The organism is Accumulibacter sp. (assembly GCF_023806635.1).
In the GTDB taxonomy this organism is placed as follows: Bacteria; Pseudomonadota; Gammaproteobacteria; order Burkholderiales; family Rhodocyclaceae; genus Accumulibacter.
Genome location: NZ_JAMTDQ010000028.1, coordinates 18959 through 31163, shown reverse-complemented (window position 1 = coordinate 31163; position 12205 = coordinate 18959). Strand labels below are relative to the sequence as shown.

Here is a 12205-nt window from a genome sequence, read left to right as displayed (position 1 = left end):
TCACCCCGGAATAGCTCGGGACGGAGAGGCTTGAATAGGGCGGGACGTAACAGTCCGGCGCGCCCGCCAGAAGCCGGAGACGACCGTCAAAGCGCGCGCGCGAAAAGCCGGCAAGGGCCAGCACAGACTCCCGTTCGGCAACAGCGAGGAACTCGCGAAGAACTGGGAGTACGCCGTTCTGGTGACCCACAGCGAGTACGATCTCGCGGCGCTCGGACAGTTGTATCGTGATCGGGCCGACTGCGAGAACGGCTTTGACGAGCTGACCAACCAGTGGGGATGGGGTGGCTATACGACGCAGGATCTCGAGCGCTGCAACCTGTCGGCCCGAGCCGTCGCTCTGATTTACAACTGGTGGAGCTGGTACGTTCGCCTCGCCCATCCGAAGACTCGTCGGGAAGCCATCACCTCCCGTCCGCTACTCCTCGCCGGCGTCGCACGCCTCACTCAGCATGCCGGGCAATCCCGTCTCCTGATCACGCTGACCCATGCCGCCGGCGACCAGATCAAAGCCATGATCGCCAGTGCCCGCAGGGCTTTCGAGACGATCAAGACAAATGCGCCACAGTTGACCAAACCAGACCGCTGGACCGCTTTGGTACGTTACATCATCGAAAAAATCCTGGCCGCCAGGCCGCGCAAAGAGGCGCTTCTTGCGTTGCCAACCCTGCTCTTACCGCTTCCCGACAGCGGCTAACAGAGGGAAATAGGATAAACGCCTTTGACCCCGTCTTGGTCGCCCTGATGCACGCTGTCGATCCGGATGAAGCCAGGGCGCCCGTCCGGTGTCGGTGCCCGGCGCACACCAATGGCGATGCCGGTCGGGCGGGTCTTGGTGAAGACTTGCCGACGGGCAACATAGCCTCGCGCCTTGCGCAGGTTGTAGAGGTGCCCTACCGAGATCGTCGCCAGTCGTGCATAGCGGCTGTCGCCGTAGCTTTCCAGTGCCCGACGCATCAGGTGCACCGTCGCAGGGCCCGACAGCGTGTTGTGCAGGGCGTCCGTCTCCGCCAGCAGTTCGACGTCGCGATCGGTGAACTTGCGTACCCATCCATGCGCCGGGGCGCGGTAGTTCTTCCGCAGGGCCCGTCCCTCGCACCAGCATCTCACCAGTCGCGTGATCTGCTGACGAGAGTAGCCCGTCGTCCGTTGCAGGTAGCGCAGAATCAGCCCCTTGTCCGGTTTCTTGAGACGCTTGTACCCAAACCGTGCCAGCACCCCTGAAATATGCCGATAGCGTTCATCCTCGCCGGCGCCCGTTGCACCAAATCCGACCTCGGTTGTTCCCCCAAGGAACGCCCGTACCTGCTCCAGCGTCGTCAGTCTCGTTTCGTTCATATCGATCACCATGCCTCCTATGATCGATCCCGTTACCCCACTTCAGACTCATTCCCCCTTCGAAATCCACACCCGAGTTCAGACTCATACCATGTTGGAAAAGACTCACGATTGACAATGGCGTTCAGGTCGGCCGATACTTTCCTCATGAGGGCTGGATTCGTGGTGCTGCCGCTGCAGCCGGTGGCACGCACTGGCCAACGTTCGACCGACCGGAAACCCGAGCATGACGAGCACCCTTGCAGCCTTCGGCCGCCCTTTCATGGCCGTGCTGTTCGCCGCCGCTCTGGCTGCGTGCGCGTCGCGTGTCGCCGCGCTGCCCGACATGCACGACAGCCGCAACGCGCTCAACTGGGCCGGCACCTACGAAGGCGTGCTGCCCTGCGCCGATTGCCCCGGCATCCGTACCCGGTTGGTGCTGCGGTCGGACGGGCGCTTCGAGCTGAGCACGCAGTACGTCGACCGGCAGCCGGCGTCGGTGGTGCGCAGCGGGCGGTTCCAGTGGAACGATGCCGGCAACACCATCACGCTGCCGCTGCCCGGCGAGCGTGTCCGACAGTTCCGTGTCGGCGAAGGCCGACTGCTGCCGCTCGATGCCCAGGACGGTGTGCCGCCCTGGGACCGCGCGCAGAACCTGCTCACCAAGACCGTCGCCAACGACTGATCGGATCCCAGATGAACACCCCGAACCGCCTTGTCCCGTGGTTGCTGGCGGCAGCATGCGCCATTCCTGCGGCCGCCTCGGCCACCGCCTCCACCGACACCGGCGCGCAGCCGGCAGCGCCCCGGCGCGCCGCCGACCCGGTGCTGGTGCGCGGCCTGCGCGGCCATGTGTGGACCCTGCAGTCGGCCAGCGAGGCGAACGGCCAGCCGCTCGACGGCCTGATCGTGCCTGGCAAGCCCTTCGTGATGCGCTTCGATGGCGCGCGCCTGAACGTCAAGGGTGGCTGCAACACGATGTTCGGCAGCTGGCGGATGAGCCCGCAAGGCCAGTTGATGCTCGGCCGCCTGGGGGCGACGATGATGGCTTGCGACGCGTCGCTGATGAAGGCCGACCAGGTGCTGTCGGCGGTTCTGTCGCAACCGCTGGCGGTGCACTGGGAGGCCGGCGCAGAGCCCATGCTGCGCCTGCAGTCGCCGACGCAGCAGCAGTTGCGGTTCTCTGGTGAGGCGAACCTGGAGAGCAGCTACGGCGCGGCGAAGCGCGTCTTCCTGGAAGTGGCGCCGCAGACCGTGCCCTGCCGACCCGGCGCCGGCGCGCCCAGACCGTGCCTGCAGGTGCGCGAGCGCCGCTTCGACGAACAGGGGTTGCGCATCGATCCACCGGGCGAGTGGCGCCCCTTCGACAACGAGATCCAGGGCTTCATGCACCAGCCCGGCGTGCGCACCGTGCTGCGCGTCAACCGCTACGAACGCAAGCAGGTGCCGGCCGACGCATCGCGCCATGTCTTCGTGCTCGACCTGGTGGTCGAGTCGGAGACGGTCGAGTAGCAAGCCGATGGACTGGAACGTTGGGGAGGATGTGGCGACGTTCCCTGGCGGTCTGTCGAGGGCGCGGGCGGACGTGCCGTCATCCATGAGCCAGGTTTCTGGTTGCCGCTAGCGCCGCAGGTACGAGAGAGCTTTCGGCAGTACCACGTTGTTGCCGAAGGCGTCCTCACCGTAACCGCATTGGGCAAGGACGTCGAGGTCGGCGAGGACGCGCTTGTCGCCGATGAAGGTCACGGTCAGGTCCGTACGGATTTCGAGCTGGCCCATTGCCTGCAAATGGGCGATCTCGGCCACACTGTTCTCGAGCACGCTGCCCTGTCTGTGGCCGAGCTGCCCGGAGAACTCGAGCGGCTGGCGGTAGAGCATGATCCTGCCCTCGTCGGCCAGGCGATGCACGATCGTCCGGACGGCGGCGGTCACAGTCTGCGGTGCGCAGGGGTCGGCGCAGTCGGGGTGGACCCGGGCGATCTCCGTCGCCAGCCAGCGGCGCTTGCTGGCGTTGATCGTCTCGTTGGCGCGGAACAGCTCAAAAGGGGAGGCGGCATCGAAAAGACGGTCGTCCAGCTGCATCTGCACCGAACTGCCGTAGTAGGCGACGATGCGCGCCACCAGGTTGGACGGGCGGACGTGGAAGCCGCGGTAGCTGGGCACCGGCACGGCGAGTCGTCCCGGCTCGGCGTAACGACCCAGGATCCCTTGGCAGAGACGCTGGCCGCTGGCCAGGAACTCGCTGGAGAAGGCCATGGCGTAGCCGAACAGGGTGGCCATGGTGGCGTCGGCATCGACCACCGGCCGCTCGCGCAGAATGGCATCTGCGGTGCGCGGGCTGGTGTGCCGTTCGTAGTAGTGGGCGAGATCAGTGGCGATCTCGAGCAGGTGGTAGATGACGCTGGCGTGACCGCGCAGGATCGGCAGGTCGCCGTCGGCGCTTTCGCTCGAGGTGCCGGCAACGTGCGTGTCGTAAAGCGATTGCAGGTTGTGGAAACGGAAGGTGAGCTGGCGCAGGCGTTCCTCACTGACCGGGTCGGGGAAGCAGGCGGCATAGTCGGCGGGAGCGACCTGTGCCGCCGCGCGCAGCGGCTCGCCATCGACTGCGAGATTGAGGAATTCCGTCGCCAGGCGGGGAACGGTAGTGGCGGTGTCGCAGCCGATGCGGTCGCCGCGGTCGCGGGCGAGGCGGCCCGTCGGCTGGACGTCTTCAGTCTCGACCGCTGCCGCTGCGATCGGCGGCGGCTCGATGCCGACCTTCCGCGCTTCGTCGATCAGCGCGTCGGCGACAGCGCCGACGACCTCGGTCAGTTGCTGCACGCGCTCACCGGTTGCCGCCGGAAAGTCCCCGGCGACCGGCAGAAGGCGGTAGCTCGGCAGGCGGCGCTGGATGTAGGTCAGGACCTCGCCGATGCCGGCGAAGTTCTTCAGCGCCGCCACCAGGGCGCGGAATCTGCTCCAGTGATGATTCTGGCGCGCGCCGTACTCGTCCAGCAGTGTTTCCATCTGCCCGGCTTCCAGCAGCAGTCGGCCGACGAGCGGTCGCATCAGGCGGGTTCCGCCTGTGCGCATGGCGGTCAGGCTGCCGCAAAGCGCGAGCAGTGTCGCACCGCGCCGGCGGACCAGCTCGCGGAACTCGTCGTTGCCGATCAGGGCCTCGTCTGGCCGACTGCCTGGGGAAACCGTTCGCGGTGATTGGTCCAAGTCGCTTCTCCCTCGTCCGGCGTCCGTTGCCGGGTTGGTGGGCGACATTCTGCGACGAATCGGCCTCTGGCGGCAGAGAAAAGTCGCGTCAGGCGAGCGACCCGGGCAACGGCTCGGGGGTACGCGACGATGGCGCCGGTCGAGTGGCTGGCTGGAGCCATCCATGGCTGATGCCGCCACTCGACCGTCGAGCGGGTGACCAGCGGTGGGCCATCCGGCATCACTTGACCGTGACGATATCACTCTTCATCGGTGCCAGGATGGCGATCAACTCGTTCTGCTCCCTTGCGGGAACCTTGAACTTGTCGAGCGTCCGCGTCAGGTCCTCGACCAGGGACGCAAAGTCTGCCTGGCTGATCTTGAGGTGAGCGTGCGCCGACTTCATGTCACGCCCGGTGTATCGGCAAGGGCCGCCGGTGCCGGCACAGATTTGCTCGACGAGCAGCATCTTCAGCCGGGGTATGTCGGTGTTGGCGAACTGAGCGTTGATCCGCTTGTCCGCGGCGACGTTGGCGACGAAGTCGTCCACGACGGCGGTGATCGCGGGCTGTCCACCGAGGCGATCGTAGAGCGACGGCGATCGTGTGCCGGGGCCACCGGCGCAGGCGACCAGCGTCAGTGAGAAAGCGGTTCCCAGGATCAGTCGTGACAGGGCATTCATGGTTCTCTCCTCGCAGGTTTCGGAATCGTCGCAGCGGGTTGCTGCGACGCTCTCCCCTTACGAAAGGAGTCGCCTCCTGGATGCACGAAGACCGTGCCCGCTCACCCGTGCGCGGTCCGCATGTGCCCGGAATGTCGCAGCGGAGAGCCACCGTGCCCGGTGGCTGCCGAAAGCCCGCGGGCTCTCGATCAGTGCCGCGGGGCTGACTGGGAAAGACAGTCGTAGAGAGCGCCGAACTCGAGGCTGAGCTTGTGCCGCGGGTCGAGATGGATCATGGGTCGGGCGAGGTGGTGCGACTCCCGGATCTTGATCGACGCGGAGAGGAAAGTGGCAAGCACCGGCAGTCCCTCGGCGCGCAGTTCCTCCACCAGCCGCAGCGGCAGGTTGGCGCGAGCCTGATACTGGTTGACGACGATGCCCTCGATGTGCAGGCCGTGATTGTGGTCAGACTGGATCTCGCGCACGCTGTCGAGCAGGGCGTAGAGCGCACGCCGCGAGAAATCGTCGCAGTCGAAGGGAATCAGGCAGCCATCGGCAGCAATCAGCGCCGAGCGTGTGAAGAAGTTGAGTGCCGGTGGGGTGTCGATATATATCTCGTCGTAGCCATCGAGTTTCTCGAGTGCCTCGCGCAGCTTGTACATCTTGTAGCGTGACTCCAGCTTGAACTGGACTTCCTCCAGGCGTGCGTCCGATGGCAGCAGCGCCAGATTGGCGTAGGGCGTCGGCACGACATAGGTGGCGAGCGCTTCGGGGAAAAGCCGGTAGCCCAGGATGTCATCGAAAAAGTTGGCGAGCGTCCTCTTCTGCTCGTCGAGAGCGGCTCCCAGGACGTAGCGGGAAGCGTTCGCCTGTGGGTCGAGGTCGATCAGCAGCGTCCGTCGACCGCGCTCGGCGGCGACCGCCGCCAGGTTGCAGGCGATGGTTGATTTGCCTACACCGCCCTTCTGATTGAAGATCACTCTACGCACACGATTCACCCCGGACATGGCAAGGAATTGCCGCCAGTTTAGCCAAGTCCGGCAGCGGCGTCGACTGGCGGTCGCACCGGCGGCGCGCCGATCGTCCGGGTGTCGGGCAACGGCGCTTTTCAGAACGTGGCAGCGAGCACGTGGTTCAACCAGCCGCCGATGTCTTCCAGTTCCTCGAGGCAGACCGAGTGTGCGGTTGCGTAGCCACGCCACTGCAGCGGGTAGCCTTGTGCCTGCAGCAGCCTGGCCGATCGCTTGCCCAGGTCGTAGGGGATGACCGGGTCGGCGCGGCCATGCGCCATGAAGATCGGCACGTCGCCGTTGGCCGCCTGAGCTTCGTCCGCCAGCGTGTCCGCCTGCGGCAGATAGCAGGAAAGCGCCAGCATTCCGGCCAGTCGCCGCGAATGGCGGAGACCGCAGTGCAAGGCGATGACGCCGCCCTGGGAGAACCCGGCGAGGACGATGCGCTCATCCGGGATGCCGCGCGAATTCTCGCGTGCCAGCAGGGCCTCCACCTGGCGCGCGGATTCGCGAACGTGCGCGCCTTCTTCGCGTCCGGGCGCGAAGTCGGGCGAGACGATGTCGTACCAGGCGCGCATCACGAAGCCGCCATTGATCGTCACGGGTCGCATCGGCGCGTGCGGGAAGACGAAGCGGACGGCTGGCAGTTGATCGAAGTCGAATTCGTCGACGATCGGCTCGAAGTCGTGGCCGTCGGCACCGAGTCCGTGCAACCAGATGATGGCGCACTGCGGAGATCCGCCGGTCGTTCGTTCGACCGCTGGCAGCAAGGGGGTATCGGCCGCGGCAGTGTGCTCAGCGTCGATCATCGTTCAAGGCTCCGGGTGGTTGTCGTGGGCCGCGATTCTAGCACCGGGGAGATTCCTCCCGCGAAGCGCGACGCCAGCTCAGGACTTGCGGATCTGTGCCATCACCGCCCGCGTGATGGCCTTCGTACCGTCCTCGCCGCCGAACTCGACCGGGCAGACCAGCGCCAGCGCCTTCTCGACCGCATGCTCGATGATGCGCGCGCCGTGCGCCAGTCGCGGCTCGCCATGGCGCTCGGCGAGCCAGTCGAGCATCAGAGCCGCCGAGAGGATCTGTGCAACCGGGTTGGCGATTCCCTGGCCGGCGATGTCGGGCGCGCTGCCGTGGGCGGGCTGAAAGACGGCGTGCTGGTCGCCGATGTCGGCTGAGGGAACCAGTCCGAGGCTGCCAACGAGTCCAGCGGCCAGATCGGAGAGAATGCCGCCAAAGACGTTCTCGGTAAGCAGCACGTCGAAGTCCCAGGGCGATCGCACCAGGTTCATCGCCGTGGCATCGACGTAGGCGTGCGTCGCCTGCATCTCCGGGTGCGTCGCCGCCACTTCATCGAAAACCTTGCGAAAGAAGGCCATGGAGACCAGGGCGTTGGCCTTGTCGACGCAGGTCACCCGGCCCGGTCTCCGCCTGCTCCTGGCACGTCGCGCTGCAACGTGGAACGCGAACTCGGCAATCCGGCGGCTGCCGGTGCGCGAGATGATCATCGTCTCGCGAGCAATGCCGTCATCGTCAACGGTGCCACGCAGGCGCGACTGCAGAAGCCCCTCGCTCTGCTCGCGTACCACGACGAGGTCGATCCGCGCCGCCTGCTTGTCGATCAGGACGCGCGGCAGGCTGGGGTAGCTGCGGATCGGTCGCAAGCCGGCATAGAGGTCCATCGCCGCGCGAAGATCGCAGTGCGTCGCGATCTCGGTGCCGTCTGGATAACGCACGTCGGGGAGGCCGATGGCACCGAGAAGGATAGAGTCCGCTCGCTTGCACTCGTCAAGGCTTTCCTGCGACAACGCGATGCCGGTCTTCTGGTAATGCGCGGCGCCGCCTTCGAGGTGGCGGAAGTCGAAGGACAGGCCACCGAGTCGTTCGCGCAGGACGTCGAGCACTTGCAGGCAGGCGCCGACGATCTCGGGGCCGATGCCGTCACCCGGCAGAACGGCGATGTGGAAGCACGGGTCTCGTCTCATCCTTGTTGATTCCTCTTGTTGTTCAAGCCGGTCTGGCTGGCGGTGGCTGGCGGGCGCAACGCCCATGCAGCCCTCCGCCTGCTGCCAGCCGCCGATGATACACCCAGCCGTACGCGCAGCATCGTGGTCCCCGGCGGGGAACGGTCGGGTCAAAGGAGCCCGACGTAAGCCCGTGTCAGTGGCTTGCCCCAGTACAAAGCCAGGATTCCGGCGATCGCCAGATAGGGCCCGAAAGGGATCGGCACGCTGCGCCCGCGTCTGGCGAGGACGATCAGGCCGATGCCGACGACGGCGCCGAGGAAGGACGACAGCAGCACGGTCAACGGCAGCAGTTGCCATCCCAACCAGGCGCCGAGAGCAGCGAGCAGCTTGAAGTCACCGTAGCCCATTCCTTCCTTGCCGGTGACGAGCTTGAAGGTCCAGTAGACCAGCCAGAGGAAGAGATAGCCGGCAACCGCGCCGATGACGGCCGACTGGAGGTCGGTGAACGTGGCCGACAGGTTGAACAGCAGTCCCGCCCAGAGCAAGGGCAGGGTGATCGCGTCCGGCAGCAACTGGGTGTCGAGGTCGATGCAGGTCAGGGCGATCAGGCAGCAGCTCATCAACATGGCGCCGAGGGCATTCCACCCTGGCCCGAAGTGATGCGCGGCGAACGCACAAAGAAGAGCGCTGAGGATCTCGACCAGCGGGTAGCGTGGCGAAATGCGGGCGCTGCACGCGGAGCAGCGGCCGCGCAACAGGAGCCAGCTGAGGACCGGTATGTTCTCGACGGCGCTGATCTGGTGGGCACACGACGGACAGCGTGAGCGCGGCCTGACCAGCGAGAACGGTTCTTCTGCCGACGCCGGCGCCTCGCCACGCAGCTCGGCGCAATGGGCGCGCCAGTCACGTTCGATAATCCGCGGCAGGCGGTGGATGACGACGTTGAGAAAACTGCCGACGAGCAGTCCGATCAGGCCGCCGAGGAAGGTGAACAGCGCGGAGTCGAGCTCGCCGGCGAGGATTCCCGGCATCAGCCGACCACGGCACCCAGCTTGAAGATCGGCAGGTACATGGCGATCACCATGCCACCGATCAGAACCCCCAGGACGACCATGATCATCGGTTCCATCAGGCTCGCCAGCGCCTCGACCGCATCATCGACCTCCTGCTCGAAGAAGTCGGCAACCTTGCCGAGCATCGAGTCGAGGGCACCGGATTCCTCGCCGATGGCCACCATCTGGTTGACCATGTTCGGGAACAGCTGGGTATTCTGCATCGCCGTCGTGAGGCTGGTGCCGGTGCTCACTTCGTTCTGGATCTGGCGCGTCGCCGCCTTGTACACGTAATTTCCGGCGGCGCCGCCGACCGACTCGAGCGACTCGACCAGTGGCACGCCGGCCGCGAACATGGTAGCCAGCGTCCTTGTCCAACGGGCGATGACCGACTTGCGGATGACATCACCAAATACCGGCAGCCTGAGGAACAGCCGGTCGAAGGCGATCTGCATCTTCTCCGAGCGCTTCCAGGTGTAGAAGAAGCCGTAGATCGACAGGCCGATGCCACCAAACAGCAGCCACCAGTACTCGATGACGAAGTCCGACATGGCGATGACCATCAGCGTCGGCGTCGGCAGATCGGCGCCGAAGCTCTTGAACACCTCCTTGAAGGCCGGGATGACGAAGATCATGATCACCGCCGTAATGATGAAGGCGACGACGATGATGGCCACCGGGTAGAACATGGCCGCCTTGATCTTGGACTTGATGGCGATCATCTTCTCTTTGTAGGTCGCCAGGCGATCGAGGAGCGTCTCCAGAATGCCGGCCTGCTCGCCGGCGGCGACGAGGTTGCAATACAGGGCGTCGAACTGCACGGGATACTTGCGGAAGGCCTGCGAGAGGGAACTTCCGGTTTCGACGTCGCCCTTGATGTCGAGGAGCAGTTTGCCGACGGCCGGGTTGTCGTGGCCGCGGCCGACGATCTCGAAGGTCTGCAGCAACGGTACCCCGGCCTTCATCATCGTCGCCAGCTGTCGGGTGAACAGCGTGATGTCCTTTTCGGTGATCGTCCGCCCGCCCCGGAAACGCTGACGGCTGATCTTGCTGACGAGGATGCCCTGCCGCCGCAGGGTGGCCTGCACGACCGTCTGGCTGGAGGCCCGCTGCTCACCGCGCACGATCTTGCCCGCCTTGTTCTTGCCTTCCCAAAGGAAAACGAACTCCTTGACTTCAGGTACGATCTTCTTCGCAGGTTTTGCTGCAGTCGCCATTCTTCCCCCGTCTTCAAGCGTTGGTGCTGCCGAGAACCTCGTCGAGAGAGGTCAGCCCTTGCTTCACTTTCAGCAAGCCGGCACGGCGCAGGTCGAGCACGCCCTCCTGTCGCGCCTGCAGGGCGATGTCGCGCTCGGTGCCGTTCTCCATGATGATGCGCTGGATCGCATCGCTGACGGGCATGACCTCGTAGAGACCGACGCGTCCCTTGTAGCCGGTGCCCTTGCAGCGATCACACTCGCCCGGACCGTAGAGGGTCCAGCTTCCGTCCAGGTCGCCTTCCTCGAAGCCCGCGTCGAGCAGGGTCTCCACCGGCGTCGCCAGCTCCCTCTTGCAGGTGCAGAGGCGGCGGACCAGGCGTTGGGCGGTGATCAGCAGGATGCTCGAGGCCAGGTTGAAGGTCGGGATCCCCATGTTCATCAGGCGCGTCAGAGTTGCCGGTGCATCGTTGGTATGCAGCGTCGACAGCACCATATGGCCCGTCTGGGCCGCCTTGATGGCAATCTCGGCGGTCTCGAGGTCGCGGATCTCGCCCACCATGATGATGTCCGGGTCCTGGCGAAGGAAGGCCCGCAAGGCAATCGGGAAGGTGAGCCCTGACTTCTCGTCGACATTGACCTGGTTGATGCCGGGCAGGGGTATCTCGGCCGGATCCTCTGCCGTCGCGATATTGACACCGGGCCGGTTGAGGATGTTGAGGCAGGTGTAAAGCGAAACCGTCTTGCCGGAACCGGTCGGGCCGGTCACCAGGATCATGCCGTAAGGACGATGGATGGCCTCGAGCAGCAGCGCTCTCTGGTCTTCCTCGTAGCCGAGGACGTCGATTCCCAGCGTCGCCGAGGCGGGGTCGAGGATCCGCAGCACGATCTTCTCGCCATACATCGTCGGCAGGGTACTGACGCGGAAATCGATCGCCCGGCTCTTCGTCAGGACGAGGCGCATGCGCCCGTCCTGAGGGATCCGCTTCTCGGCGATGTTGAGACGAGAGATCACCTTGATCCGCGATGCGATCTTCTCCTTGATGACCAAGGGCGGCGCTGCCACCTCGCGCAGCACCCCGTCAGTACGGAAGCGGATACGATAGCTCTTCTCGTAAGGCTCGAAATGGATGTCCGAGGCACCTTCGCTGATCGCGTCGAGCAACATCTTCTGGATGAAGCGAACGACCGGCGCGTCGTCGACTTCGAGTGCCGCCGCGTCCTCAGCCTTCTCGGTGGCCTGCTCGTCGGTGAACTCGAGGTTGATGTCCTCGCTCGCCAGGCTGCGCAGGGTCTCTTCGGTCGATTCGGAAAGGCGGGTGACGAGGGGCGCAAGCTTGTTCTCCTCGACGACGACCGGATCCACCTGCAGTCCGGTTTGAAAGCGGATCTCGTCGAGTGCCCGCAGGTTGGTCGGATCGGCAAGGGCGACGGCGAGGCGATTGCCGCGCTTGTGCAGGGGAACGACACGATGCGTCGCGATCAGCTTGCGGTCGATCGCGTTCTTCTGGATGTGCGCGTCGTCGAAGGCAGCCAGGTCGAGCAGCGGATAGCCGAACTTGTCGGCGGCAAAGCGCGCCAGCTCGATGAAGCTCGCCTTTCTCGCGGCAACCACCTCTTCGATCAGCGTCGTCTTTTTCGATGCCGCCTGCGCCAGCAGGGTTTCCGCCTCGGACTCCTTGAGCCGACCGGCCTGGACCAGCGCACGGGCGAAACCGTTAAGTGGTGATTGCTGCGGATTGGCTGCCATTGTTGTTTGCCATCGGACCCTGCAACTCGTTGTAGACCATCACACCCCGACTCCAGGGAGAGCCTCGCCCGA

At 65.2% G+C, this 12205-nt stretch carries 12 protein-coding genes; 3 read left to right on the top strand and 9 right to left on the bottom strand.

Annotated features, from left to right (window positions below; all coding sequences use genetic code 11):
• Positions 1-181 precede the first annotated feature (181 nt).
• Positions 182-697, top strand: coding sequence for a hypothetical protein (locus NFW30_RS04790; protein ID WP_363322067.1), 516 nt, complete (start codon positions 182-184; stop codon positions 695-697).
• Here the strand turns inward: NFW30_RS04790 and NFW30_RS04785 are convergent.
• Positions 694-1338, bottom strand: coding sequence for a hypothetical protein (locus NFW30_RS04785; protein WP_295349889.1), 645 nt, complete (start codon positions 1336-1338; stop codon positions 694-696). The genes NFW30_RS04790 and NFW30_RS04785 overlap by 4 nt on opposite strands.
• Before the next feature lie 226 nt (positions 1339-1564).
• On the opposite strand from NFW30_RS04785, the gene NFW30_RS04780 reads away from it, so the two are divergent.
• A complete protein-coding gene (locus tag NFW30_RS04780; RefSeq protein WP_295349891.1) occupies positions 1565-2002 on the top strand; it encodes a copper resistance protein NlpE in 438 nt (145 codons plus the stop codon).
• Positions 2003-2013: 11 nt separating this feature from the next.
• Positions 2014-2829 carry an META and DUF4377 domain-containing protein gene (locus NFW30_RS04775; RefSeq protein ID WP_295349893.1) on the top strand — a complete coding sequence of 272 codons (816 nt, stop codon included), beginning with the start codon at positions 2014-2016 and terminating at the stop codon, positions 2827-2829.
• A 108-nt stretch (positions 2830-2937) separates the two neighbouring features.
• Here NFW30_RS04775 and NFW30_RS04770 read toward each other — a convergent pair whose 3' ends face one another.
• The 8 genes from NFW30_RS04770 to pilB all read right to left on the bottom strand — a co-directional run bounded on the left by NFW30_RS04770 (position 2938) and on the right by pilB (position 12133).
• On the bottom strand, positions 2938-4521 hold the full coding sequence (locus tag NFW30_RS04770; protein ID WP_295349895.1) for a hypothetical protein: 1584 nt from the start codon (positions 4519-4521) through the stop codon (positions 2938-2940).
• Between the two features lie 220 nt (positions 4522-4741).
• Entirely contained in the window at positions 4742-5182 is a 441-nt protein-coding gene (locus tag NFW30_RS04765; RefSeq protein ID WP_295349897.1) for a group 1 truncated hemoglobin, read from the bottom strand.
• A 188-nt stretch (positions 5183-5370) separates the two neighbouring features.
• Entirely contained in the window at positions 5371-6150 is a 780-nt protein-coding gene (locus NFW30_RS04760) for a ParA family protein (protein WP_295349899.1), read from the bottom strand.
• 119 nt (positions 6151-6269) lie between these two features.
• Positions 6270-6980, bottom strand: coding sequence for an alpha/beta hydrolase (locus NFW30_RS04755; RefSeq protein ID WP_295349901.1), 711 nt, complete (start codon positions 6978-6980; stop codon positions 6270-6272).
• Between the two features lie 78 nt (positions 6981-7058).
• On the bottom strand, positions 7059-8153 hold the full coding sequence (locus NFW30_RS04750; RefSeq protein ID WP_295349903.1) for an isocitrate/isopropylmalate dehydrogenase family protein: 1095 nt from the start codon (positions 8151-8153) through the stop codon (positions 7059-7061).
• Positions 8154-8302: 149 nt separating this feature from the next.
• A complete protein-coding gene (locus NFW30_RS04745) occupies positions 8303-9166 on the bottom strand; it encodes an A24 family peptidase (protein ID WP_295349905.1) in 864 nt (287 codons plus the stop codon).
• A complete protein-coding gene (locus tag NFW30_RS04740) occupies positions 9166-10404 on the bottom strand; it encodes a type II secretion system F family protein (RefSeq protein WP_295349906.1) in 1239 nt (412 codons plus the stop codon). Before NFW30_RS04740 ends, NFW30_RS04745 begins: the two co-directional genes overlap by 1 nt.
• Before the next feature lie 13 nt (positions 10405-10417).
• Entirely contained in the window at positions 10418-12133 is a 1716-nt protein-coding gene (pilB, locus tag NFW30_RS04735; protein WP_295349908.1) for a type IV-A pilus assembly ATPase PilB, read from the bottom strand.
• Positions 12134-12205: the final 72 nt, after the last annotated feature.

Excerpts from the sequence above, each read along its gene's own strand:
- NFW30_RS04765 (WP_295349897.1), bottom strand. The coding sequence starts at position 5,182 with ATGAATGCCCTGTCACGACTGATCCTGGGAACCGCTTTCTCACTGACG.
- NFW30_RS04775 (WP_295349893.1), top strand. The coding sequence starts at position 2,014 with ATGAACACCCCGAACCGCCTTGTCCCGTGGTTGCTGGCGGCAGCATGC.
- NFW30_RS04745 (WP_295349905.1), bottom strand. The coding sequence starts at position 9,166 with ATGCCGGGAATCCTCGCCGGCGAGCTCGACTCCGCGCTGTTCACCTTC.
- NFW30_RS04785 (WP_295349889.1), bottom strand. The coding sequence starts at position 1,338 with ATGAACGAAACGAGACTGACGACGCTGGAGCAGGTACGGGCGTTCCTT.
- NFW30_RS04750 (WP_295349903.1), bottom strand. The coding sequence starts at position 8,153 with ATGAGACGAGACCCGTGCTTCCACATCGCCGTTCTGCCGGGTGACGGC.
- NFW30_RS04780 (WP_295349891.1), top strand. The coding sequence starts at position 1,565 with ATGACGAGCACCCTTGCAGCCTTCGGCCGCCCTTTCATGGCCGTGCTG.
- NFW30_RS04755 (WP_295349901.1), bottom strand. The coding sequence starts at position 6,980 with ATGATCGACGCTGAGCACACTGCCGCGGCCGATACCCCCTTGCTGCCA.
- pilB (WP_295349908.1), bottom strand. The coding sequence starts at position 12,133 with ATGGCAGCCAATCCGCAGCAATCACCACTTAACGGTTTCGCCCGTGCG.
- NFW30_RS04740 (WP_295349906.1), bottom strand. The coding sequence starts at position 10,404 with ATGGCGACTGCAGCAAAACCTGCGAAGAAGATCGTACCTGAAGTCAAG.